We start from the raw sequence: 23,171 nt of genomic DNA, 5'->3' as shown, positions 1-23,171 counted from the left end.
GTAAAAACCTTTGAGTCCCATCCTCTTTCTACTTGTGAAGAAGCAAACCTGCACTATCATTCTATTTACCAGCCCCCAGTGTTGCGATAGCTCTTTCATTAAGACTTTCATGAGAGGCATTTTGACTTTTTTAGAGTTTTTATCCACACAACATCCCTGCTTGTGACGTGCAAACAAATAATTTTATTTGATTCAAAATGAGAGGATTTAAGATAAGAAAATCTTACAATATTCAGGGAATAATTTAACATACGTAATGATAAATTATCATTATAAATCAATTTATTATTTGTTATATTTTATGCAAAAGATTAACAATTTATCTCCGTATACTTCTATCAAGAGAAGATGTTGGTTCATCATATATGATAAAGTATTGCTTGAGACTTATTGCGCAAGCGAGAGTCATTTTCTACTTTTGTCAACAAGAAGAAACATATGGATAATATAGCGGAAAAAAGAACCACCAATCGTATGTAAAATTTCAATAAACCAATAATCTCCTCTTTTTTACTATCCTCACTTCTTTTGAAAAAATTCTTTTCTTTACATTCTTAAATAAAAAAAGTTGCCGTTTTTCAAAAAATTTTAAAACTGTGTTTGATGGAACAAACCAGATTTAGTAATGTAAGACACTGTATGCTTTCAATGTGCTTCATAATTTATGACATAGAAAAATTTTTGGTAACAGCTTATCAATTTTCCATTCGTATCATGCACTATAATCGTTTTTCTGATTTATCAGACTTCAGAAATAATCACTTTTTCAACTGTATTTTATATCGTTTTTTGCAAAATAGATTTACCAGAGAACGTCATCCACTTGATGATGACCAAGCCACATATGAAAAAAGTTAAAGTTGGTAATACAAGGTAATAAGACGGTGGAATTGTTGCAGGAAGAAATGAAATAACGCTTAATGCTGCTATTGAAAATATTCTTCCGCTAAAAGATGTCGCTCCGACAATGCCAGAAATATGTCGCGTTTGTTGTTGGTTAAGCTCTGAAAAAAACAAACTCTTTGCTCCTATCGGTACAGTGCAAATAAAGCCATGAATTAACGAAAATGCAATAACTGACGCAGCAATTTGACTGCTATGGACAAAAAAATAAAGCGCCATACACATCAGAGCAGAAAAGAATGAGAAATACTTTATAGAGTTTTTATATTTTTTATCGAGTACATGATATTTAGACATTAGTGCATTGGAAAAATATTGAGCAGAAAAGGCGCCAATATGGCAGAACATGAGTACCAATAACTGCGAATTATTGAGATGGTCGATTTTTCTACCTGAAAGCATTATCGGTTGCCAGAAGTGATAAATAACCTGAATGCCAGCGCTAAACAGGCACATCAACAAAATAAACCACGCTCCTCCTACAGTGTTTTGAAATATCCAGAGCGTTTCCTTAGCATTTTGCAAAATCGTCTTTGTTTTTGTTCCGTTCCCCACAAATGCCTTTTTTTCAGGAACAATAAGAAATATACAGAAAATTATTCCCATCATTAAACTTGAGATAATATATCCCATAAAATATTGCCCAGAATAATAGATTGTTGCAATTCCTATCATACCACTGATAATGCTACCAAAAGAGTTTATCTGGTGAGAGAGATGTGCATAATACGAAAAGCGGTCTTGTTTATGGTCTAGAGAATGGTAAATCCAACCATCAACGGCACTGGTAATGAAGCAAATTCCCGCTGCATAGAGAATTTGTGCAATCATAAGCACTGTTATATTGGGGGCTTGAAGACAGAGAAGATAAAACACTCCCGTCATAAAAACTCCAGCAGTAACGGAATATTTACGTCGATATCTGTCCGCTAAAACAGCACAAGGAAAATCAAAAAGCAAAACAGTTATTGAAAAGGCAATTTGCAGCAGGGCCAATTGAGACAGAGTAACCCCCATAGACATTAGAAAAATGGCGTGATAAACGCCAATAAGCATTCGTATCGCATGGTAAGATCCATAGGTTACAGCAAGTATTCTGGGTCTGTTCATTAGTTTGTTCCACAAACTTTGCAATGAGGATTCTTTTTTAGGCAACGCTTTTGTGTGAAAAGTTTGCTGCTCCATATCCCACCACGGCGATCAATGGACAGGAGCTCACCATAACCACCCAAAAATTTAAGAGCATCCACAGGAGAAAACGTCGCAACTTTAAAATTATTATTAATAGCAGCACAAGTGTCATAGATTAAACTTTCGCGTTTTTCGGGGAGATTTCCTATCAATGGACTGTATACATAGTAACCGGTTTTCTAGGTATATAAAAAAGCCCAAACACAGCAATGTCATTAACAGTGCCGGAATCTCTATAAGCTTGTTTGTTTATCCATGGGACCAAATGATCAGGTTCATCAGATGAAATGAGCCACAAATCGGCTTTAGGAAACTTGATAATATCTTCTTTCACAGTGATCAACATTTGTAATTCACTAACCTCACTTTGACTGTTTCTTTGTATCAACTCACGCCGAAGAACTGTTGTTTTAGGAAAACCAACATCTTGTTTAGTAAAAAGAATTTGTCCGGTCAAATTGGTTATCTTGATGACATCATTGTCGACAAGAATTAATTTTTCCACACCAGAGGATGCAAGTATTGCTGATACATGATGACCAATTCCTCCACGTCCTAAGATGACTACTACTTTTGTAAAAGTATACGTTGAACGGACTCTGGATCCATACCGTAACTTTGATAATGAAAATGATTTCTCGAATAGCGATTATTGAAGATATTGTCCGATGTTTCTACTAACATAAGGAAATGGTTGGAAAAAAGAAAGTTAAACGCGCGGTTAAAAGCTTCTCTTAACATGATTGATGATAGTGAATTATAAGCTTCTTCTATCGTCTTTTTTCAATCCATTATGCAGCAAGAGATACAAAATTTCCCCCGTCTTTCATCTCATTAATAACAAACTGCTTTGATCTAGCACCGAAAATATGTTCTCTTTACGGATAAGAACACGGGTGTATTTTTTAAATATATTGCCGTTCTATTGTCCCTCATGTATTCAATTAAATAAACATCTCCCTCAAAAGCCATTCTAGAGAAAAAACCCTTTTCATCAATTATATAATACGTTGATTTATAATGATAATTTGCTATTTTGCATGTTGAATAAGGGGCTCGAATATTATAAGATTCCCTTATTTCAAACCTGCTTATGTTGAATCAATCAAAACCATCTCTTTGCACATCACAAGTGGGATTATCGTGTGGATAAAAAATAGAGAAGAAAGGAGTAAAAATGCCTCTTATGAATCGTCCTAATACCAAGGGCTGTTGCAACAGTGGGGGCTGGCAAATAGTATGACGGTGCCGGCTCGCACCTTCATAAGCGTAAAGATGGGGGGGGGCAATGGCTTTTACGTTATACCATCCACGGGCGGCAGCGTGAAATGGGCTTGGGTGCTTTAAGAGACGTTTCTTTAAAACAAGCCCGTGAATTGGCACCCCAATGGCGTTCTGTTTTACGTGAGGGTCGTGACCCCATTAAAACCTATATGATACGTAATGCTTCCCTAACTTCCATATCTCCATTAATTCATCACTCATGTAACAGAAATTAAGCCTGTATCAACATCTTATTATTGTCAATCCGCTTTATATGACCTAGTATGAATATTCTTATAAAATATTGTCTAGAGCTTCTTAGAAAATAAAAAAACACCCCTTACATATTAGAACTCTCTTTTGCATTCGCAAACGATAAATAAAGCTTGTTTTTGTCGAGCTTTATTTTCTATGATCTTTAATCGGCTAACTTCAACAAAATACAAATGACACATCACACAACTCTTTATTCACTTTCTTTGATAGAAATGAGAGTAATTTTATTTTTAAACGAAACTCTCAATGAAACTTTGCTTGATACTTGTATTTTCCAACCTTGCTTGAATTATTGTGGTCCAATCACTTGTAAGTATATTTTATTACATTACAATCATCGAAAGAGAATGCCAACCAAACTTTTATCACAGAGTTTTAAATGAGTATCGAATTCAACGCATTCCCTCCATCACTTTATCGAATAAATCTTGGTAATATACTTTTACTCTTGATAAGAAAAAATGCTTATAAACAATTCTTTATAAGAAATTATGGCGCTTTTCTTGGCATAATTTACTGCGTAAATTTTAAAGTTTTAATGGAAAGCTCTTTAATAACAGAAAACCACCGTGTGCCAATGATCAACAAACGCATTAAACTCAAATATCTACATATTTTATGCTATGTGGTGAATCCTGCTGTACACGAAAATAGATTGATGCGTAGACTAAAAAATACATTGGAACTGCCATTATAAATGCAAGTCTAAAAAACAACCACATCTCTTTCTAAAATAGTTTATCTTTAGTCTGATCTCTTTCGCTTTCTTTATTATCCATTGGCAAAGGGACAGGATGATCAGACAAACTGCGTAAATAAAGCAAAAGATCAGCACGATCTTGATCATTTTTTATTCCACGGAAAGACATAATGGTTCCCGGAAACGCTTTACGGGGTGATTGTATATAACGATCTAAAGTTACAAAATCCCATTTTTGATGAGAGTTTGCACGCAATACTCGTGAATAAGCAAAGCTTGGCGCCGCGGCCAAAGGACGGTTCACTATATCCCAAAGCACTGGACCAACACGACCAGATTCATTGCGTCCAGAGGTATGGCATATAGCACATTGGTGAAAAATTTTACGCCCATTTTCAAGATTGCCTTGTTGAAGACGATCTCTTAGTGATAAAGAGCTCTCAGATACCTGCTGCTCCTCTTTTGATACGTCATTCTTGGTAACTGTATGAGGATGTTGAACCGATGAAGAATTGTCATAGATGATATCACTGAGCGTGGAAATTCCTACCAATATAATCAGCACAAAGAGACAAGCACAAACAAAATAAAGAACTGTCGAGCGATTCATAAAAACTTAAACGTTTATCTTTTCATTACCCCTTTTAGTTTAAGCTTTTTCCTTATAACATACAATATTATAAATGCATTACACACGGTATTTGGAACATTACAATGGCACTTGAACCTATCATTCTTATTCCTGCCCGCATAGGCTCAACCCGCCTACCTCAAAAAGCTCTCGCTGAGATTGCTGGAAAACCAATGATTGTTCATGTCGTTGAACAAGCAAAAAAAGCTGCAATAGGGCGGACTCTCGTTGCAACAGATCATAATGATATCGCTAAAGCTGTAACAACTTATGGACATGAATGTATTATGACATCTTGTGATCACAAATCGGGATCTGATCGTATTTATGAAGCTTTAACACATATTGATCCTGAACAACGCTACGATACAATTTTGAATCTACAAGGTGATCTGCCGACAATCACACCTCACGAAATCATCAGTACTTTACGCCCTCTAGAAAACAGTCTCACTGATATCGCAACTTTGGGTGCCAAAATCATTGAAAAAGATGAAGAGAGTGATCCCAATGTCGTCAAAATTATTGGGACACCGCTTTCTCAAAATCGCCTTCGTGCTCTTTATTTTACCCGTGCAACAGCGCCTTATGGAGAAGGACCCCTTTTTCATCATATTGGAATCTACGCCTACCGCCGCAAAGCACTTGAACAATTCGTGGCGCTTAAACCCTCTCCCCTCGAGCAACGTGAAAAACTTGAACAATTACGCGCATTAGAACATAATATGCGTATTGATGTAGAAATAGTTGACACCATTCCCTTAAGCGTTGATACACAACATGATCTTGAAAGAGTTCGTAAGATTTTAGCATGAAAACACTGAAAAAAACCAACAAAATCTCTTTTCAAGGAGAATATGGTGCAAATTCTCATATTGCTTGCTCCAAACTGTTTCCCAAGATGGATGCTGTACCCTGTACTACTTTTGAAGATGCCCTCAACTTCGTAGAAAGTGGACAAGCTGATCTTGCTATGATTCCTATTGAAAATACTCTTGCTGGACGCGTTGCGGATATTCATCACCTTTTACCGCAGTCATCCCTTTATATTATTGGTGAATATTTTTTGCCTATTCATTTCCAACTCATGGTTTTACCCGGTGTTACGCTTGAAGAAATTAAAACCGTACATAGCCATACACATGCCCTTGCACAATGCCGTAAAATCATACGCAATCATGGCTGGATACCTGTTACCTCCGCCGATACAGCTGGGGCCGCAAAATTGATTAAAAACGATGCAAAACGTTCACAAGCAGCCTTAGCGCCTCTGATCGCAGCAGAACTTTACGGACTTGATATTCTTGAAAAAAATGTTGAAGATAGTCCTCATAATATTACCCGTTTTGTCATTCTTTCGCGTTTTCAAAAACACGTACCAAAACCCCAAAATGGCGAAAAAATCATCACAAGTCTTCTTTTTCGCGTGCGCAATGTACCAGCTGCCCTTTATAAAACTCTGGGAGGATTTGCCACAAATGGTATTAATATGACAAAATTAGAAAGCTACCAAATTGGTGGGAATTTCAATGCAACACAATTCTTCGTTGATATTGAGGGGCATCCTGAAGAGCCTATGATGAAACTCGCTCTAGAAGAGCTCGCTTTCTTCTCTGCTGAATTGCGCATTATCGGTATTTATCCTGCTAAAAATGATCGAATGGCACATATATAATATATTGATTTATAATGATAATTTACTGTTTTTCATGTTGAATGAGAGACCCAAATATTCTAAGATTCTCTCATTTCAAACCTGCTTATTCTTAAATCAATTAAAATCATCCCCTTGCACGTCACAAGTGGGATTAACGTGTGGGTAAAAAAACGTTTAGAAAGGAATAAAAATGCCTCTTATGAATCGTCTTAATACAAGGGCTGTCGCAACATTGGGAGCCGGTAAATAGTAAGATAGTACCAGCTTGCACCTTCATGAGCGTAAAGATGGTGGTGCTCAATGGCTTTATCGTTATTAAAGGACAATTGATTGTCTATTTTTTGTGGACAATACAAAATACAATCTAAGCATGGACAAAAAACAACATAAGCAACAATTCACAATTTCCTTTGGCCCTCATTTCTCTCATACAAAAGAGGCCCTTTGGAGAAAAGATATAATCTTCATTTGATTTTATTTTAAAAGAATAACTATAAACCTTCTAAATAAGCTCATAAAATAATTTAAATTTCTCTCAGAATATATCAAACCGCTTTTTATTGTCTCTGACTCAAAAAATGCTCAAATTTATAAAACTACAAAGTACAATTACGCCCCGTTTTTTGCTTTAGCTTTGGTCTTTTCTATTTACAAAAACTGATTTATCTTTAATCATATTTTAAAACAAAAGGGAAAAAAATGAAAAAAATTTTCAGTCAAGGATTATTAGCTGCCAATATTCTTGTTTACTCCAGTGTTGCATTTGCTGGATTTGGTGAGAAAGAATGGGATTTTGCGCCTGGTGAAAGTGCTAAGATTGGTACGCCCGATAAAATGCATCATGGTGTTGAATACTCTTGTAAAATATTTAAGCCCAAGAGAGCGTCTTTTACTTTATCTTACTCTTCTCCTTCTGACTTAGAAAAATTAAAAATTGTTGCTGATGATGAGAAGAAAATAACGCATAATAAAAAACATCAAATCTTTAGGCTTAAAGGTGTAAAATCTCTCACTGTAAGCTTCCCTCCATCAGGGAATTATGTTTTTAAAAATATTACTAAGAAAAGAATTATTGGAACCAATTGTGATACAGGGGATTACGATTGATAATTTTTCCAAGAACATTTAAATTTGGATAGTTTTCTGCAATTGTTGAAATGAGCTTTTTAAATCGGGTAGAGTAAGTTATCAATGCCTGTTTTTTAAAGCAACATTTGTGTTTTGTTTAACAAAATCAAACTATTCAAACTAAATTGCGGAAAACTAAATATTAAGTAACTCTTGCAACCAATTGAATTTTGTATAGTTGCATTTCAGAACATCAAAGCAATTTTTCATAAAAATATTCTATCCGCTTGATACTGCTTGACAGTTGAATCGCATCAAAAACTCGGTTTTACTTTTCAGTTCTCAGGTCTTGATCGCTATAGAGCGAACATTTAAGTCAAGGGGGCGTGTTTTTGGACTGTTAAAAATCATCTGTTATTGAAAGTGATGTAACAGTGGATGTGCTCTTTGGTAACAATATTTTTCCCCAATTTTCTCATTTCAGCTTATTAAACAACCTGTATGTTAAATCCCTCTTTTTGATTGCTGAAAACTTCTCATCATTTTAAAATATTTCTCCCCCCAAAATGCATATTCCTGCCCAAAAATTCTACAACAGGTCTTCGTTAATGAACATCTCCTTAATCTTAAAAATAAAAACTTTTGTTCATACGCAATAATATATGATGCGCGCTCTCAATGAAAGTTAATGATTTTTTTTTCTATTGATTGCTTATGGTATAAATTTAACTCAAAAGAAAATTTCTTTATCGCTCTTGTCATATTTTTTGTTTCTTAGCTTGATTTTTCATTTTAAATCGACAATATGAGATTGGGAGGTTGGTAGTGGACGGACTGCTCGCCAACTGGGTCAGGTCTGGAAAGAAGCAGCCCCAACGAGTTTTGGTACGGGTCATGTACCAGCCTCCTTTGTTTGTTTTGTAAATTACACTTTTATCAATCATGAAGTGTCTTTATTTTTCAAAGTGATGGTGTGATGTGAAAAATAGAGGGAGTGGGTTGTCTTTTAAAAATAACCCTATTTCTTCAAAAAATAATTTGATTGAGAAAAAATCCTTTTATATTAAAGTACCATAGTCATCTGTCGTTTTGTGTTATCAAAATATACGCATAAAGAGCTTCAAAATTGGAATCATTGATGGAAAATACGCCGGTAGAAACGACCTATCGTGTTCTTGCTCGCAAATATCGACCTCAGAATTTCTCTGACCTCATTGGTCAAGAGGCTATGGTGCGTACCCTCACAAATGCCTTTGAAACAGGGCGCATTGCACAAGCGTGGATGCTCACAGGAATTCGCGGAGTGGGGAAAACCACAACAGCGCGTATTTTGGCACGTGCGCTCAATTATAAAACAAAAGATATTCATCAACCAACAACTGTATTGAATACACTTGGTGAACATTGCACGCAAATCATTGAAGGACGTCATATAGATGTTATAGAAATGGATGCGGCTTCGCATACAGGTATTGACGATATTCGCGAAATTATTGAACAAATACGTTACCGTCCTGTTTCTGCACGCTATAAAGTCTATATTATTGATGAAGTGCATATGCTCTCAACGCAAGCATTTAACGGCTTGTTGAAAACACTTGAAGAACCACCAGCGCATGTAAAATTTATTTTTGCAACAACAGAAATTCGCAAAGTTCCTATTACAATCCTGTCACGTTGCCAGCGTTTTGACCTTCGGCGTATTGAATCAACCGTCTTGGTTGCGCATTTGCGCCAAATTGCAAAGTATGAAAACGTAGAAGTGGAAGAGCAAGCACTCTCTATGATTGCTCGTGCTGCTGAAGGTTCTGTACGTGATGCACTGTCCATTTTTGATCAAGCAATTGCGCATAGTCATGGCAACGTTAGTGCTATTGCAGTGCGCGCAATGTTAGGATTAGCCGATCAAGCACGTATTATTGATCTGTTTGAATTTATTATGAAGGGCAAGGTTGTAGAAGCATTGCATGAATTACGCAGCCAATATGATGCAGGCGCTGATCCTCTTACTATATTGACAGAATTGGCCGATTTTAATCATCTGGTTACACGTCTCCGTTTTACTCCAGAGATAGCTAAAAATCTCTCACTTGCTGAAGACGAACGTTTAAGAAGCCTAGAATTTTCAAAAAAACTTTCCATTCCTGTTTTATCTCGAAGTTGGCAAATGTTGCTCAAAGGTCTACAAGAAGTGAGTCAAACCGCGCATCCCCTGCAAGCTGCCGAAATGCTCCTTATTCGTCTTGCGCATACTGCTGATCTCCCAACGCTTGATGAAGCTTTGAAAAAACTTACCCAAGAACAAACACCCCGCACAATTGTTTCAAATACTTCGCATCAAGAAGCCTCAAATGTAAATAATTTGACAAAAGAAACAGCTGTTTACGCCTCTTCTGCTCCAGATATTGCAAATACATCACAAAATCAATCCGCTATAAAAACACCGTTAGGCACCCCATTAGACCACTCTTTACAACAAAAAGATTCATTCAAAACTCCAGATCTTGAAAATACAAACACCCTTGAAAAAACAAAAGCTTTTGAAACTTCTCCATCTGTTGAACTTTCTCAAGATATTGCAGATTTATCGCATTCCTCAACGCACGAAGTAGAAGAGATGGCTGAAACGCAATCCATAGTCATCAATTCTTTGCACGATATTGTTACATTAGCTGAACAGCATAATGATGTTCCTTTCAAACTTCTTATTAAAGAATTTGTTCACCCTGTTTCTTTTAAACTAGGACATATTACCTTAAGACTTGCTGAAAATGCTCCCCTTTCACTTGCTCGTGATATCGAAAAAACACTTTTCCAATGGACAAAAAAACGTTGGACGATAACTTTTGTTAATGAAGGAGGGGGTCCAACCCTACAAGAAGAGAGTTTGGCTCTCCAAAAAACTCTTTTTTCCAATGCACAAGCAGATCCTGACATTGCAAAAATACTCGACTATTTCCCAGAAGCAAAAATTGTCGATATCCGTCTGAATAAACAAGAAAACGATCTTGATTTACTCTCCAATACCGTTAAAAATGAAAATGATATCAATGATGAATAAGGATACTCACTCCTATGCGTAAAATGATGGACATGATGAAAAAAGCCAAAGAAATGCAAGAACAAATGCAAAAAATGCGAGAGGAAATGGCAAATATGCAAGCCGTTGGCTCTGCAGGCGGTGGTCTTGTAAACGTCATTGTAAATGGTAACAACGCCATAATAGCGTTGCAAATTGATCCTTCATTACTTAAACCTGAGGAAGCTGAAATTCTTGAAGATCTCATTGTAGCAGCACATCATGAAGCGAAAGCAAAAATTGAAATCGCTATAGAAGAAAAAACCAAAAGCATAACAGCAGGGCTACCGCTCCCAACAGGTTTTAAACTTCCACTCTAATGTAGCGGATTTTATCAAATCCCGTGGAGTAGAGATATGTCTAAATACATTGCCGGACCTGAAATTGAACGTCTCATTCAACTTTTAGCACGAATACCAGGTCTTGGTCCACGTTCGGCACGCCGTGCGGCACTTCATCTAATTAAAAAAAAGGAATCCTTATTGGAGCCTTTAGGAGCAGCAATACAAGCAGCTGTAGATACCGTCGGCATTTGTTCTGTTTGTGGAAATGTTGATACAACGGACCCCTGTTCCATTTGCACAGATCCCCGCCGCGATGATACAACAATTATTGTTGTTGAGGATATTGCAGATCTGTGGGCTCTCGAGCGCGCAAAAACTTTAGCAGCTCGTTATCATGTCTTAGGTGGACGGCTCTCTCCCTTAGATGGAATAGGTCCAGATGAACTTAACATTGCTCCCTTAGTACAACGTGTTGTAAAAAGCGCAATTACAGAAATTATTTTAGCTGTTAATGCCACTGTTGAAGGACAAACAACAGCCCACTACATCACCGATCAGCTTTCCAACTTTTCAATTAAAGTGACTAGGCTTGCCCATGGAGTGCCTGTAGGAGGTGAATTAGATTATCTGGATGATGGGACTTTAGCAGCAGCCTTACAAGCGAGAACAAATCTTTAAAACTTTTTTCTCTTCGCTCTTTTTTTGCTATCATTGCTCTTATTTGATACTATCATCCCTTTGGGGGAAAATTTTAAATTGATAAAGAAAAATCTCTCACTTTTAAACGACTTTGGTCCTGGTATCTTGGTATGTTTACTGATATCAGTCTTAGCGTATGGTATAGAAGTTGTAGAAAAACAACTTTTGGGACAAGCATGGCTGGAAAATCTTGTTTTAGCAATTCTCTTAGGATCGATTATTCGTAGCTGTTTTACTTTACCAACATATTTTCAAAGAGGTATAACTTTTTGTGCCAAAACACTGCTTGAATTTGCGATTGTTCTTCTAGGAGCAAGCATTAGCATACATGCTGTTTTTTCAGCGGGTTGGAATCTACTTGCGAGTATCATATTTGTTATATTCATCACTATCCTTATGAGTTTTTCTATCGGTCGACTTTTTGGGCTTTCTTCGCATTTAGCAATGCTCGTTGCTTGTGGAAATGCTATTTGTGGTAATTCGGCTATCGTTGCCGTTGCCCCTGTCATTAAAGCAAAACATGAAGAGATAGCTGCATCGATTGCTTTTACCGCTCTTTTGGGCATTCTTATTATTTTATTTCTTCCTTTTTTACATCCACTCCTCAATTTATCCTTTAGCCAATATGGTGTTCTTGCCGGTATGGTGGTTTATGCCGTACCACAGGTTTTAGCCGCTACAGCATCTGTTTCTTTTATAAGCGTTCAAATTGCAACAGTTGTTAAATTGGTGCGTGTCCTTATGTTGGGCCCTCTTATTTTTGCCTTATCAATTATTTACCATCGATCGGCACAAACGCGTTTGCGTTGGCACTCTCTTGTTCCGTGGTTTATCATTGGTTTTATGATCATGATGTTGATCCGCTCTAGCAATCTTATTCCTGAAACCGCGCTCCCCCCCATTCGATTTATTGCTCAGTTGTTTACTGTCATTTCAATGGCAGCTTTGGGATTAGGCGTTGATGTCCGATCATTAAAAAAAGCAGGATGGCGTGTTATTTTGGCTTCAACCTGCTCCATCTTTATCCTCGGTATTTGTAGCCTTATCATGATACAATTGAACGATTTAAAACAGATAACATTTTGAAATGTGCGTTCTCAAATATTTGTGCTTTTTCACCTAGCCTGTAATCATCCTAACGGTTTGCTAGTATTGGGAAATTCTTTTACAATGCTAGGTAAAAGTTACAGAAACTTCCCTATCATTTTAGATGAAAAATTAAATGCAATTTCGATATGAGGTGCATGTTTTGTGCTTTTTTCAGCACATAATTGTTTGCAACTAAAAGAGTACAAAATAATATATAGTTTATAAAAATACTGTCTTTTGCTGTATCTATGTTCATCACAATCAAAGTTTTATACGAGATTTACAGAATATATTCTTTATCGGGAAAAAACAAATATAACTTCAAAATTTCTCCTTTCAAATTGCTTTTACTCACTGTATGGTGCAGGAGGATACGAACAACAATCAAATCAATCTTCGAGAGAAAAGATATTGTTGCTTATTGGTATGAGCAATATTCTTAAGTTATTGCAAAACAGGCAAGCAAAATGAAAAAACTAAAAAACACCGTGTACCTTTTGTTTATCATCTTATTGAATTAAAGTTTTTATGCTTATTCTTGCTATAGACACTGCTTCGATTTATTGCGCTGTTGCGCTTGTTCGTCATAAATCTGTTATTGCTCGCATCAGTGAGCGCATCAATAAAGGACACGCTGAAAAACTCATTGGATATATTGCACAAATAACAAACCAAGCCAATATTACTCTTCATCAAGTTGATCGCATTGCTGTCAATATTGGACCTGGATCATTTACCGGTGTACGTGTGGGTGTTTCAACAGCACGCGCTTTGGCATTAGCGCTCGAAATACCCGCTATTGGAGTGAGCGCACTTGAAGCATTAGCAGCACAGACAAAAAGTACAAATACCACATCGGCAATCGCTGTTGTTATTGAAGCAGGAAGAAATATGTTCTATCATCAAAATTTTAATGAGGATCTTACTCCTTTGGGAGCTCCGAGATTAAAAACAATTGAGAATATCCTCGAAGATTTACCGCAGCAAACGATATTAACCGGTCCAGCAGCTGATATCGTTGGACTTTATATTAAAAACAATAAGCTAAATAAAATCGTTGTACTCGATCAAATCTTCTGCAAAGCAGCTGATGTTGTAAACTATGCTTATCTTGCTGCGAATAAAAAACCTCAAGATCCACCCCGCCCACTCTATTTACGCAATGCGGATGCAAAACAGCAAACTGGTTTTGCTTTACCACGAAAAAAATAATGTCTCAATTTTCATCAACAAATAAGCATTTTGCAATTGCTCCACTCCAAACGGATGATAGTGCTTCTCTTCATCAAATTTATCAGAATTGTTTTACCCCTGCTTGGGAAAAACAAGCTTTTGATGATTTTTTAACAGATCACTCTATCTTTGGATATAAAGTCGCCCTCATGAGTGAACCAGAAAAAATTTTAGGCTTTTGCCTCTGCCGTCTTATTCTTGATGAAGCAGAAATCATCACAATTGCTGTTCATCCTCATTTTCGACGACAAGGAATTGGCACCTTGCTGATCGATAGCATATTTTGTCATCTTCACCACGAAGGAGCTATAAAGCTCTTCTTGGAAGTAGAAGAAACGAATCTTTCTGCTTTGAAGCTTTACCAACGTTTTAAATTTGAAAAAATTGCCAAACGTTTTGCCTACTACCAATCACACAACAGTCGTACAGATGCAATCATTATGCAAAAAACTTTTAAGTAAAGAGATTGAGATTTATGCTAAAAACATTTAGACATGCATTATGAATAAAGTAAATCCTAAAAATATACCTCCTGTCCCTCCTAAAAAGGTTTTTATCAAAACCTATGGGTGCCAAATGAATGTTTATGACAGTCAACGAATGACTGATAGCCTGAGCGCGCAAGGTTATGTTACAACACAAACCCCAAATGATGCTGATCTTATTCTCGTTAATACTTGTCATATTCGTGAAAAAGCAGCAGAAAAACTCTATTCTGATCTTGGACGTTTGCGCGTAATGCGTCAAGAACGTGCACCGGACAAACCTTTGATGGTTGGTGTGACCGGTTGTGTTGCACAAGCTGAGGGAAGTGAAATTTTACGTCGTGCTCCAACAGTTGATCTGGTCATTGGCCCGCAAATGTATCATCGCTTGCCAGACTTGTTAGAAAAAGCCAAACGGGGGGAAAAAGTTATTGAAACAGACTATGCTGTTGAAGATAAATTTGCATCCTTACCGGCGCATAATAAACGCGCTGTAAGAAAACGGGGCGTTAGTGCATTTTTAACAGTACAGGAAGGTTGTGACAAATTTTGCACTTTTTGTGTTGTTCCTTACACACGTGGTGCTGAAATATCACGATCTGTCGAGCAAATTACCGAAGAGGCTCGCCAACTCATTGAAGCAGGTGTTAAAGAGATTACGCTGCTTGGTCAAAATGTCAATGGTTGGCATGGACAAAGTGCGAATGGCAAAACTTGGCGTCTTGGCGACCTTCTCCATCATCTTGCCAAACTGGATGGTTTAAAACGTCTCCGTTATACAACCAGCCATCCCCGAGATATGGATGACAGCCTTATTGCTGCACATCGCGATCTTGATATCTTGATGCCTTACCTGCATCTGCCTGTACAGTCTGGTTCAGATCGTATTTTAAAAGCAATGAACCGCCAACATAAAAGTATTCATTATCTTCAGCTTATCGAAAAAATTCGTAATGCGCGACCTGATATTGCTTTTTCAGGCGACTTTATTGTAGGGTTTCCAGGGGAAACAGAGGAAGACTTTGAAGAGACACTTAAACTCATTCAACAAGTACAATACAGTTCGGCCTATTCTTTCAAGTATTCACCAAGACCTGGAACCGTTGGTGCAACAATGAAGAATCATGTTGACGAGACTGTGAAAGACGCTCGTCTTCAACATTTACAAGTGCTTCTTCTTGAACAGCAAAATGCATTTTTGCGTTCTAAAGTTGGTCAAACAACCGATGTTCTCATCGAGAAAGCTGGACGTCATTCGGGACAAATGGTGGGTCGTTCACCTTGGCTTTTACCTGTGGTGGTGGATACAGAAGCCTCTACAGGGACTGTGATGGCAATCCATATTAAAAATGCAAGCTCAAACAGTTTTGTTGGTGAAGTGGTAAACGGGTGAATATATCTTGATTGCAAAATGGATTCTAAAAAGCTCTTTTATTTTTGAAGAAAATGATTACATCTAAAAATTGTGCTCTATGAAAGATAAATTGTCTTTGATAAAGCTGCTTCAAAAAAGTGTATAACACTTATGTCAATAAGGGAGAATAGGTTGAAAAATTCAACCGAAAAAATAAAACGCGTTAAAGAAAAAGTAACAGCTTACCCTAAAAATACTGGTCTCTTGGAAAAAGCAAGTACGCCAGATGTTAGTCGTGTTGTTTTGATTTTTGAAAATAATCAATATGCAAAAGCAGTTTTTGGTAAACTCGATGAAAATCTTGCTTATATCGAACAAAAACTTGGACTTGATATTCATCCGCGTGGGAATGAAGTTCTCATCCATGGAAATATCGCTGCTATAAAACGTGCACAATATGTATTACAGCAGCTTTATGAACGCGCCAAAACACATCAAGAGCTCACTTTATCCGATACAGAAGGAGCGATTGCCATGGCAAATTTGCTACAGGAACAACAAGAAGCCCCAACAAGAATCCAACCTGCCAAAAAACATATTCCTGCACGATTAAGTACGCATAAAAAAACAATTCATGCTAGAACTCCAACACAGGATGCTTATATACGTGCAATGGAGCGTAGTGAACTTGTTTTTGGCGTTGGACCAGCAGGAACAGGGAAAACATATCTTGCTGTTGCGCACGCTGCAATGCTTTTAGAGCGTGGTATCATTGAACGAATCATCCTCTCACGTCCTGCCGTGGAAGCTGGAGAACATCTTGGCTTTCTTCCCGGTGATCTGAAAGAAAAAGTCGACCCTTATTTACGTCCACTTTATGATGCCCTTTATGATATGATACCCGTCGAAAAAGTAGAGCGCATTTTGGCGTCTGGTGTCATAGAAATTGCTCCTCTTGCTTTCATGCGCGGACGAACACTTGCCCATGCCGCTGTTATTCTTGATGAAGCGCAAAATACCACACCCATGCAGATGAAAATGTTCCTCACACGGCTTGGAGAAGGAACACGGATGATTGTCACCGGTGATATAAGCCAAATTGATTTGCCTAGCGGACAAAAATCAGGTTTAATCGAAGCCGTACGTATTCTCTCACAGGTAAAAGAAATTGAAATTATTCGTTTTAATGAAAACGATGTTGTGCGTCATCCCCTTGTTACCGCTATCGTCCGTGCCTATGATCATGATTCTGCTATACAAATCCAAGAAATACCATCTTCAAACGCTTCATTAAAAAAGTGAGTTTGATTTATTATGATTACTATTGATATAATGATCGAAAGCTCTGAGTGGAGTGATAAGCAATTACTTTATAATATCACTGAAAAAGTATTAACAGCAACAATGCATCATCTTTCCTTGGAAAATATTGTCAGTGAAGTCAGTTTGCTCTTTACAGATGACAAACATATGGCACAAATCAACGCAAAATGGCGCAATAAGAATAAACCCACAAATGTATTATCTTTTCCTGCTTTCCCACTTGAAATCGGACAGAAACCTGGCCCCATACTTGGTGATATCGTTATTGCACAAGAAACTGTTGCGCTTGAAGCAAAAAAAGAAAGGAAATCATTTCAGGATCATTTGACACATATGATCGTTCATGGTGTTCTTCACCTTCTTGGCTATAATCACGAAACAGATGAAGAAGCGCATCAAATGGAAAAACTTGAAAGAGAAATTCTGCAAAAGCTTTCCATAAACGACCCCTATATTGATACTATTGAAATGTCTTAAAATGCTAAAAATGAGCCTTCTTAATCACTATCATATGATCTAAGGTCTCTTATCGCTCTATTATAAAAAGAAAGTTTGAAGATTTTAAAATTATGGCAAACAAAATAAATGCACCAAATAATAACAGTCAAACGCCTTCCAATATTGAAGAAGATACCTCTCAACAGGCTCATCATACAGAAAAAACGTCCCTGCTAAATCATTTATTTTCATTTTTACGTGGTCGTAATTACACATCATTGCGGGATGATCTCACTGTTGCACTCAATACTGATAATGAAAAAGACACAACTCTCTTTTCTCCTGAAGAACGTACTATGCTACATAATATCTTACGTTTGCGTGAAGCACGCGTGGATGATGTTATGATTCCACGTTCTGAAATCGAAGCATTGGAAATAAACACCCCTCTTGGGGAAGCCCTTAAATGTTTTGCAAAAATTGGACATTCTCGCATGCCTGTTTATGCCGAAACTTTAGATGATCCACGAGGGATGATCCATATCCACGATATCCTTAATTATATGACAAGCTTTATTATCAACTCAAATCAAACCGAGCAGAAATTCGATTCACTTCAGTTAAACCATAAAGATTTACACACTCCAATTGGTGCATTAAATTTAATTCGAACAGTTCTCTTTGTGCCCAGTTCCATGCTGGCAAGCAAATTATTAACACGTATGCAAACCACACGAACACAGATGGCTTTGGTTATTGATGAACATGGTGGCACAGATGGTTTGGTTTCAATGGAGGATATTGTCGAATTGGTTGTTGGTGATATCGAAGATGAACATGATAACGTCGATAATGCTATCGTCTATGAACAAAATAATAAATGGCTTGTTGATGCAAAAACCGAACTAGAAGATGTAGAAAAAGCTCTTGGTCCTGATTTTATCGTAGGCGAATATGGTGATGAAGTCGATACCATTGGTGGTTTGATCGTCTCTATTCTTGATCGTATTCCTGCAAAAGGTGAAGTCGTTGAAGCTGTACCGGGCTATCAATTTCGTATTTTAGAAGCTGATAAACGCCGGATTAAACGATTGCGCATTTTGCGCATTCCAGAAAATAAAAATTTTGAAAACAATGCCATCTCTAAAGAATAATCAAACTTTTTTAAGTCATTTCACATTTTTCTTATTTTCTGTTACCGGTTGGAAACGACAAATGGGGGTGTTTTTGTGTGGAGCTGCGACTTCTTTTGCACTTCCACCCTTTTATTTAACACCACTCTGTTTTTTAACTTTTCCCATCTTTATTGTGCTTCTTGACACAATACGAACTATCCAAAACAATAAAAAGCGCTTTCTCACCTATGCTCTAAGCTGTGGAATCTTTGGCTTTAGTTATTTTATTTGCAGCTTGTGGTGGTTGTGTAATGCTTTGTTAACAGATCCGGTTTCTTTAGGTTGGGCGGTGCCTTTTGCCATTTTAATCCCTCCCTTCTATCTTTCGCTTTATTGGTTTTTTTCTGGTTTCATCATTGGTTTATTATGGACAAAAGGAATAGCACGCTTCTTTGTCTTAGCCTTTTCTCTAGGATTGGCAGAGTGGTTACGTTCATTTTTATTCACAGGATTTCCGTGGAATTCTCTTGGTTATACAGCCATGCCAACCCCACTACTCATGCAATCTGATGCAATCGTTGGACTTTACGGAATGAATATTCTTGCTGTGTTAGTCTACAGTTTACCAACTGTTTTATTAACGAATGAAAAAAAGAAAACAGCACTTTCTCTTTGCTTATCGCTTATATTATTTCACAGTGGTTTTGGATTTTACCGCCTTAATACTATAGAAAATACTGCGAATGACCCAAAAAACAATTATTGGGTGCGCATTGTTCAACCCTCTATTCCACAAAATACAAAATTGAATAACACTACACAAGAGGCGATATTTGCAGCCCATATGCGTTTGAGTGCAACACCAACAGCCGATCAGAACCCAGAACCTGATTTTATTGTATGGCCTGAAGCCTCTATTCCTTACCTTCTTTATGACAACTCTTTTACGACAATGCGCATTGGCTCTCTTCTAAAACCCAAACAATGGGCTATTATTGGTGCTGTACGTGCCATTGATGATGCACCTCATGCACAAACAAAGTATTTTAATAGCATTGCAGTTATTAACGCTAAAGGGAATATTCTCAATATTTCTGATAAACTTCACTTAGTTCCTTTCGGTGAATATCTTCCTTATGAAAATTTCTTAAAAAAAATTGGATTACATATCCTAGCTGATAATATTGGTGGCTATAGCGCTGGTAGTGTACGTAAAACTGTCACCATGCCAAACGGTTTTGTTTATCTTCCGCTGATTTGTTATGAAGCTATCTTTCCCAATGAAATGACTTTTCAAGGCCCACCACCTCAGGCAATCATTAATGTCACAAATGATGCATGGTTTGGTGTAACACCCGGCCCATATCAACATCTTCAACAAGCACAACTTCGTGCTATTGAGCTGGGGATTCCCCTCATACGAGCAGCCAATAATGGAATATCGGCTGTTATTGATTCTTATGGACGAATAGTTGTAGCTCTCCAACAAAATGTTGTTGGCGTTATTGATTCACCGATTCCATCACCCATTACTCCCATAGGAAGCAATGAAAACAGGATATTCTCTACTTTCATCTTATTTATTCTTATGCTATTGTGTCGTATTGGTTTTGGTTCTACAAAACAATTTAAATGATCAGATGCCCATAGACGGTTTTGTGTTGTGCATACCCGTAATATTGGGAAAAAGTATTACATATTGTTTTAATTCTATGATAAATCAACCTCACATAAATTTGATGTTGGTTTAAAAGTAGAGTGCTGGAAATAAAGAGTTGCATTATGACTGAGACTAGAAAAAAACCTGATCCTATAGATGTTTATGTTGGAACTCGTATACGCTTGCGTCGTAATATCTTAGGACTTACTCAAGAGAAATTAGGTGAGAAGTTAGGCATTACTTTCCAGCAAATTCAAAAATATGAAAAAGGTATCAATCGTATTGGTGCGAGTCGCCTTCAAGCAATTGCAGAAATTATGGATGTTCCTGTTTCTTATTTTTTTGACAAAGGCATTCATACACAACAAGTAGAGGGTTTTGCTGAAAGCGACAGTGATTTTATGGATTTTTGTTCTAGTAACGAAGGAATCCAGCTCATGCGTGCCTTTACTAATATCTCTGATGCTAAAGTGCGTCGAAAAATCATTGATTTGGCAAAAGCACTTTCAGAAGAAGATATGACAACCAAACTATAAAATAAAAATTACATCTTTTCTTTCCTTGTCTTATAAATCAGCATTGACGATTTGTCATGGTGTTGGCAAATAGGAGCGGCTTTAAGAAACAATGAATGAACTGTCGGTTTTCTTTTTTGAAGGAGTTCCTATGCCGCATCAAGATTATTTTTTTACGAGTGAGTCGGTATCGGAGGGACATCCTGATAAAATTTGTGATCGTATTTCCGATGAAATCGTTGATATGATTTATAAAGAAGCGCAAAAAACCGGTACAGATCCATGGCTTGTGCGAATTGCTTGTGAAACTCTTGTCAGTGTAAATCGTGTTGTTATCGCCGGTGAAGTGCGTGTTCCTGATACACTCTTAAAAAGAAATAAAAATAAGCAATTTATTTACGATGAAATGGGAGCTCCTCTCATTAATCCTACCCCTTTTCGTAAAGTCGCACGCCATGCTATTCGTGCCATTGGTTATGAACAAGCAGGGTTCCATTGGAAAACTGTTAAAATTGATGTTCTTTTACGCCCACAATCAACGGATATTGCATGTGGCGTTGATAATGCTATAGATCGACATGGTGAAGAAGGAGCAGGTGATCAGGGTATCATGTTTGGATATGCTTGCCGTGAAACACCTGCTCTCATGCCAGCACCCATTTATTACGCGCATAAAATTCTTAAACTTCTTGCTGCGGCCCGTCATAAAAATGAAGGAGAAACCGGAAAATTAGGACCAGACGCCAAAAGCCAAATAACAATACGGTATAAAAATGGAAAACCTATCGAGGTAACATCTATCGTTCTTTCAACACAACATTTGGATGAGAGTTGGGATTCCCATAAAGTCCGTACAGTGGTCGAGCCCTATATTCGTCAAGCTTTACATGATATCCCCATTTCTGATCAATGTCGTTGGTATATTAATCCAACCGGAAAATTTGTTATTGGTGGTCCGCAAAGTGATGCAGGATTAACAGGGCGTAAAATCATTGTTGACACTTATGGAGGCGCAGCACCCCATGGCGGAGGTGCTTTTTCAGGAAAAGATACGACAAAGGTTGATCGTTCTGCGGCTTATGCTGCGCGCTATCTTGCTAAGAATATTGTTGCAGCTGATTTAGCAGAACGTTGCACCATTCAACTTTCCTATGCAATTGGCATTGCACAACCCTTATCCATTTATCTTAATCTCCATGGAACAGGAAAAGTTGATGAAAAAGTTCTTGAAGCAGCTATCCGCAAAATAATGGACCTTTCACCTACGGGCATCCGAAAACACCTCAATCTTAATAAACCTATTTATACAAAAACAGCTGCTTATGGTCACTTTGGACGCAAACCAGAAGATGATGGTTCATTTTCATGGGAAAAAACCGATCTCATTAAAACGCTTCAAACAATGACTCAAAATTATGATTAACGACAATACACGTATACGTGAAGCATTTTTTGGTCGACGACAAGGGAAACGGTTACGAGACAGTCAACTTGCGCGTATAAAAACGCTTCTTCCAACTCTTAATATTGATTTAAAGTCCCCTCCACCTTTAAACTTAACGTCTCTTTTTCTCGGTAAAGTAACAGAAGTTCGACTTGAAATTGGTTTTGGTGGAGGAGAACATTTGCTTTATGAAATGGAACATTTTCCACAAACGGGTTTTATCGGCATAGAGCCCTTTATTAATGGTATGGCAAAAATGTTGTTGTCTCTTGAACAACATAAAGAACATCAAAGTCATATTCGCCTTTATGATGATGATGCCACACGCCTCCTTGACTGGCTTCCAAATGCGTCACTTGATGGGATAGACCTCTTCTACCCAGATCCGTGGCCTAAAAAAAAGCATTGGAAACGCCGTTTCATTAACATAAAAAATCTTAATCGTTTTGCACGCGTTCTTAAAACAGGTAAAAAATTCCGCTTTGCTAGTGATATAGACAGTTATGTAAACTGGACCCTCTACCATTGTGCACAGCATAACAGTTTTGCATGGGAAGCTGAAAATCCTAAAAATTGGAAGATGCCTTATCCTCTATGGCAAAGTACCCGCTATGAAGCAAAAGCTCTGCGCGAAGGAAGAACACCTGCTTATCTTACCTTTATCAAGAAATAAATGTTAAAATGCTTTTCTTATAAACAACTTGAAAAGTTTTGCATTTAAGAGTATCAATGAATAAATTCTTGGTCTTATGATGAGGAGTGGG

20 protein-coding genes, 1 other RNA gene and 1 pseudogene are annotated in these 23,171 nt (G+C 37.4%); 19 read left to right on the top strand and 3 right to left on the bottom strand.

Annotation, left to right across the window (positions count from 1 at the left end; genetic code table 11):
• Positions 1 to 777: 777 nt before the first annotated feature.
• Positions 778 to 2,013: an MFS transporter gene (locus LNM86_RS01405; protein ID WP_241438871.1), complete on the bottom strand. Its 1,236-nt coding sequence runs from the start codon at positions 2,011 to 2,013 to the stop codon at positions 778 to 780.
• Positions 2,014 to 2,242: 229 nt separating this feature from the next.
• Positions 2,243 to 2,617, bottom strand: a complete 375-nt coding sequence (locus LNM86_RS01400; RefSeq protein WP_241438870.1) for a ThiF family adenylyltransferase — start codon at positions 2,615 to 2,617, stop codon at positions 2,243 to 2,245.
• Between the two features lie 654 nt (positions 2,618 to 3,271).
• On the opposite strand from LNM86_RS01400, the pseudogene LNM86_RS01395 reads away from it, so the two are divergent.
• Positions 3,272 to 3,521: pseudogene (locus LNM86_RS01395) on the top strand (Arm DNA-binding domain-containing protein); the annotation flags it as partial.
• Between the two features lie 840 nt (positions 3,522 to 4,361).
• Here LNM86_RS01395 and LNM86_RS01390 read toward each other — a convergent pair.
• Positions 4,362 to 4,943 (bottom strand): c-type cytochrome, encoded by a 582-nt coding sequence (locus LNM86_RS01390; protein ID WP_241438128.1) that lies wholly within the window; start codon positions 4,941 to 4,943, stop codon positions 4,362 to 4,364.
• A 104-nt stretch (positions 4,944 to 5,047) separates the two neighbouring features.
• On the opposite strand from LNM86_RS01390, the gene LNM86_RS01385 reads away from it, so the two are divergent.
• The 18 genes from LNM86_RS01385 (at position 5,048) to LNM86_RS01300 (ending at position 23,080) form a co-directional block, all read left to right on the top strand.
• A complete protein-coding gene (locus LNM86_RS01385) occupies positions 5,048 to 5,779 on the top strand; it encodes a 3-deoxy-manno-octulosonate cytidylyltransferase (RefSeq protein ID WP_241438127.1) in 732 nt (243 codons plus the stop codon).
• Entirely contained in the window at positions 5,776 to 6,639 is an 864-nt protein-coding gene (locus tag LNM86_RS01380) for a prephenate dehydratase (protein ID WP_241438126.1), read from the top strand. Before LNM86_RS01385 ends, LNM86_RS01380 begins: the two co-directional genes overlap by 4 nt.
• A gap of 681 nt (positions 6,640 to 7,320) precedes the next feature.
• The gene (locus tag LNM86_RS01375; protein WP_241438125.1) at positions 7,321 to 7,728 is read left to right on the top strand and encodes a hypothetical protein; all 408 of its coding nucleotides are present in this window, start codon (positions 7,321 to 7,323) and stop codon (positions 7,726 to 7,728) included.
• A 775-nt stretch (positions 7,729 to 8,503) separates the two neighbouring features.
• Positions 8,504 to 8,600, top strand: an RNA gene (gene ffs / locus LNM86_RS01370) — signal recognition particle sRNA small type.
• Between the two features lie 227 nt (positions 8,601 to 8,827).
• Complete coding sequence (locus tag LNM86_RS01365; protein WP_241439044.1) at positions 8,828 to 10,750, top strand: DNA polymerase III subunit gamma/tau; 1,923 nt, start codon at positions 8,828 to 8,830, stop codon at positions 10,748 to 10,750.
• 14 nt (positions 10,751 to 10,764) lie between these two features.
• Positions 10,765 to 11,088, top strand: a complete 324-nt coding sequence (locus LNM86_RS01360) for a YbaB/EbfC family nucleoid-associated protein (RefSeq protein ID WP_241438124.1) — start codon at positions 10,765 to 10,767, stop codon at positions 11,086 to 11,088.
• Between the two features lie 36 nt (positions 11,089 to 11,124).
• The gene (gene recR / locus LNM86_RS01355; protein ID WP_241438123.1) at positions 11,125 to 11,730 is read left to right on the top strand and encodes a recombination mediator RecR; all 606 of its coding nucleotides are present in this window, start codon (positions 11,125 to 11,127) and stop codon (positions 11,728 to 11,730) included.
• 78 nt (positions 11,731 to 11,808) lie between these two features.
• Positions 11,809 to 12,837 (top strand): YeiH family protein, encoded by a 1,029-nt coding sequence (locus LNM86_RS01350; protein ID WP_241438122.1) that lies wholly within the window; start codon positions 11,809 to 11,811, stop codon positions 12,835 to 12,837.
• 531 nt (positions 12,838 to 13,368) lie between these two features.
• Complete coding sequence (gene tsaB / locus LNM86_RS01345; protein WP_241438121.1) at positions 13,369 to 14,052, top strand: tRNA (adenosine(37)-N6)-threonylcarbamoyltransferase complex dimerization subunit type 1 TsaB; 684 nt, start codon at positions 13,369 to 13,371, stop codon at positions 14,050 to 14,052.
• A complete protein-coding gene (rimI, locus tag LNM86_RS01340; protein WP_241438120.1) occupies positions 14,052 to 14,534 on the top strand; it encodes a ribosomal protein S18-alanine N-acetyltransferase in 483 nt (160 codons plus the stop codon). The genes tsaB and rimI overlap by 1 nt, the downstream gene beginning before the upstream one ends.
• 40 nt (positions 14,535 to 14,574) lie before the next feature.
• On the top strand, positions 14,575 to 15,951 hold the full coding sequence (miaB, locus tag LNM86_RS01335; RefSeq protein ID WP_241438119.1) for a tRNA (N6-isopentenyl adenosine(37)-C2)-methylthiotransferase MiaB: 1,377 nt from the start codon (positions 14,575 to 14,577) through the stop codon (positions 15,949 to 15,951).
• A 153-nt stretch (positions 15,952 to 16,104) separates the two neighbouring features.
• Entirely contained in the window at positions 16,105 to 17,214 is a 1,110-nt protein-coding gene (locus LNM86_RS01330) for a PhoH family protein (RefSeq protein WP_241438118.1), read from the top strand.
• A gap of 12 nt (positions 17,215 to 17,226) precedes the next feature.
• Complete coding sequence (ybeY, locus tag LNM86_RS01325; protein ID WP_241438117.1) at positions 17,227 to 17,712, top strand: rRNA maturation RNase YbeY; 486 nt, start codon at positions 17,227 to 17,229, stop codon at positions 17,710 to 17,712.
• Between the two features lie 92 nt (positions 17,713 to 17,804).
• The gene (locus tag LNM86_RS01320; RefSeq protein WP_241438116.1) at positions 17,805 to 18,827 is read left to right on the top strand and encodes a hemolysin family protein; all 1,023 of its coding nucleotides are present in this window, start codon (positions 17,805 to 17,807) and stop codon (positions 18,825 to 18,827) included.
• Complete coding sequence (lnt, locus tag LNM86_RS01315) at positions 18,808 to 20,424, top strand: apolipoprotein N-acyltransferase (RefSeq protein WP_241438115.1); 1,617 nt, start codon at positions 18,808 to 18,810, stop codon at positions 20,422 to 20,424. Before LNM86_RS01320 ends, lnt begins: the two co-directional genes overlap by 20 nt.
• A gap of 146 nt (positions 20,425 to 20,570) precedes the next feature.
• The gene (locus LNM86_RS01310; RefSeq protein WP_241438114.1) at positions 20,571 to 20,984 is read left to right on the top strand and encodes a helix-turn-helix domain-containing protein; all 414 of its coding nucleotides are present in this window, start codon (positions 20,571 to 20,573) and stop codon (positions 20,982 to 20,984) included.
• 130 nt (positions 20,985 to 21,114) lie between these two features.
• Positions 21,115 to 22,386, top strand: a complete 1,272-nt coding sequence (gene metK, locus LNM86_RS01305) for a methionine adenosyltransferase (RefSeq protein ID WP_241438113.1) — start codon at positions 21,115 to 21,117, stop codon at positions 22,384 to 22,386.
• Positions 22,379 to 23,080, top strand: coding sequence for a tRNA (guanine(46)-N(7))-methyltransferase TrmB (locus LNM86_RS01300; RefSeq protein ID WP_241438112.1), 702 nt, complete (start codon positions 22,379 to 22,381; stop codon positions 23,078 to 23,080). Before metK ends, LNM86_RS01300 begins: the two co-directional genes overlap by 8 nt.
• The last annotated feature ends 91 nt before the right edge of the window (positions 23,081 to 23,171 follow it).

This window comes from Bartonella machadoae (assembly GCF_022559585.1).
GTDB classification, from domain to species: domain Bacteria; phylum Pseudomonadota; class Alphaproteobacteria; order Rhizobiales; family Rhizobiaceae; genus Bartonella; species Bartonella machadoae.
This window is presented reverse-complemented; position numbering and strand designations above follow the sequence as displayed.

What these genes read in the sequence shown, in the direction of transcription:
- lnt (WP_241438115.1), top strand. Translation starts at nt 18,808, where the DNA reads ATGCCATCTCTAAAGAATAATCAAACTTTTTTAAGTCATTTCACATTT.
- metK (WP_241438113.1), top strand. Translation starts at nt 21,115, where the DNA reads ATGCCGCATCAAGATTATTTTTTTACGAGTGAGTCGGTATCGGAGGGA.
- LNM86_RS01360 (WP_241438124.1), top strand. Translation starts at nt 10,765, where the DNA reads ATGCGTAAAATGATGGACATGATGAAAAAAGCCAAAGAAATGCAAGAA.
- recR (WP_241438123.1), top strand. Translation starts at nt 11,125, where the DNA reads ATGTCTAAATACATTGCCGGACCTGAAATTGAACGTCTCATTCAACTT.
- miaB (WP_241438119.1), top strand. Translation starts at nt 14,575, where the DNA reads ATGAATAAAGTAAATCCTAAAAATATACCTCCTGTCCCTCCTAAAAAG.
- LNM86_RS01310 (WP_241438114.1), top strand. Translation starts at nt 20,571, where the DNA reads ATGACTGAGACTAGAAAAAAACCTGATCCTATAGATGTTTATGTTGGA.
- LNM86_RS01405 (WP_241438871.1), bottom strand. Translation starts at nt 2,013, where the DNA reads ATGAACAGACCCAGAATACTTGCTGTAACCTATGGATCTTACCATGCG.
- rimI (WP_241438120.1), top strand. Translation starts at nt 14,052, where the DNA reads ATGTCTCAATTTTCATCAACAAATAAGCATTTTGCAATTGCTCCACTC.
- LNM86_RS01385 (WP_241438127.1), top strand. Translation starts at nt 5,048, where the DNA reads ATGGCACTTGAACCTATCATTCTTATTCCTGCCCGCATAGGCTCAACC.
- LNM86_RS01320 (WP_241438116.1), top strand. Translation starts at nt 17,805, where the DNA reads ATGGCAAACAAAATAAATGCACCAAATAATAACAGTCAAACGCCTTCC.
- ybeY (WP_241438117.1), top strand. Translation starts at nt 17,227, where the DNA reads ATGATTACTATTGATATAATGATCGAAAGCTCTGAGTGGAGTGATAAG.
- LNM86_RS01380 (WP_241438126.1), top strand. Translation starts at nt 5,776, where the DNA reads ATGAAAACACTGAAAAAAACCAACAAAATCTCTTTTCAAGGAGAATAT.
- LNM86_RS01375 (WP_241438125.1), top strand. Translation starts at nt 7,321, where the DNA reads ATGAAAAAAATTTTCAGTCAAGGATTATTAGCTGCCAATATTCTTGTT.
- tsaB (WP_241438121.1), top strand. Translation starts at nt 13,369, where the DNA reads ATGCTTATTCTTGCTATAGACACTGCTTCGATTTATTGCGCTGTTGCG.
- LNM86_RS01365 (WP_241439044.1), top strand. Translation starts at nt 8,828, where the DNA reads ATGGAAAATACGCCGGTAGAAACGACCTATCGTGTTCTTGCTCGCAAA.
- LNM86_RS01300 (WP_241438112.1), top strand. Translation starts at nt 22,379, where the DNA reads ATGATTAACGACAATACACGTATACGTGAAGCATTTTTTGGTCGACGA.
- LNM86_RS01390 (WP_241438128.1), bottom strand. Translation starts at nt 4,943, where the DNA reads ATGAATCGCTCGACAGTTCTTTATTTTGTTTGTGCTTGTCTCTTTGTG.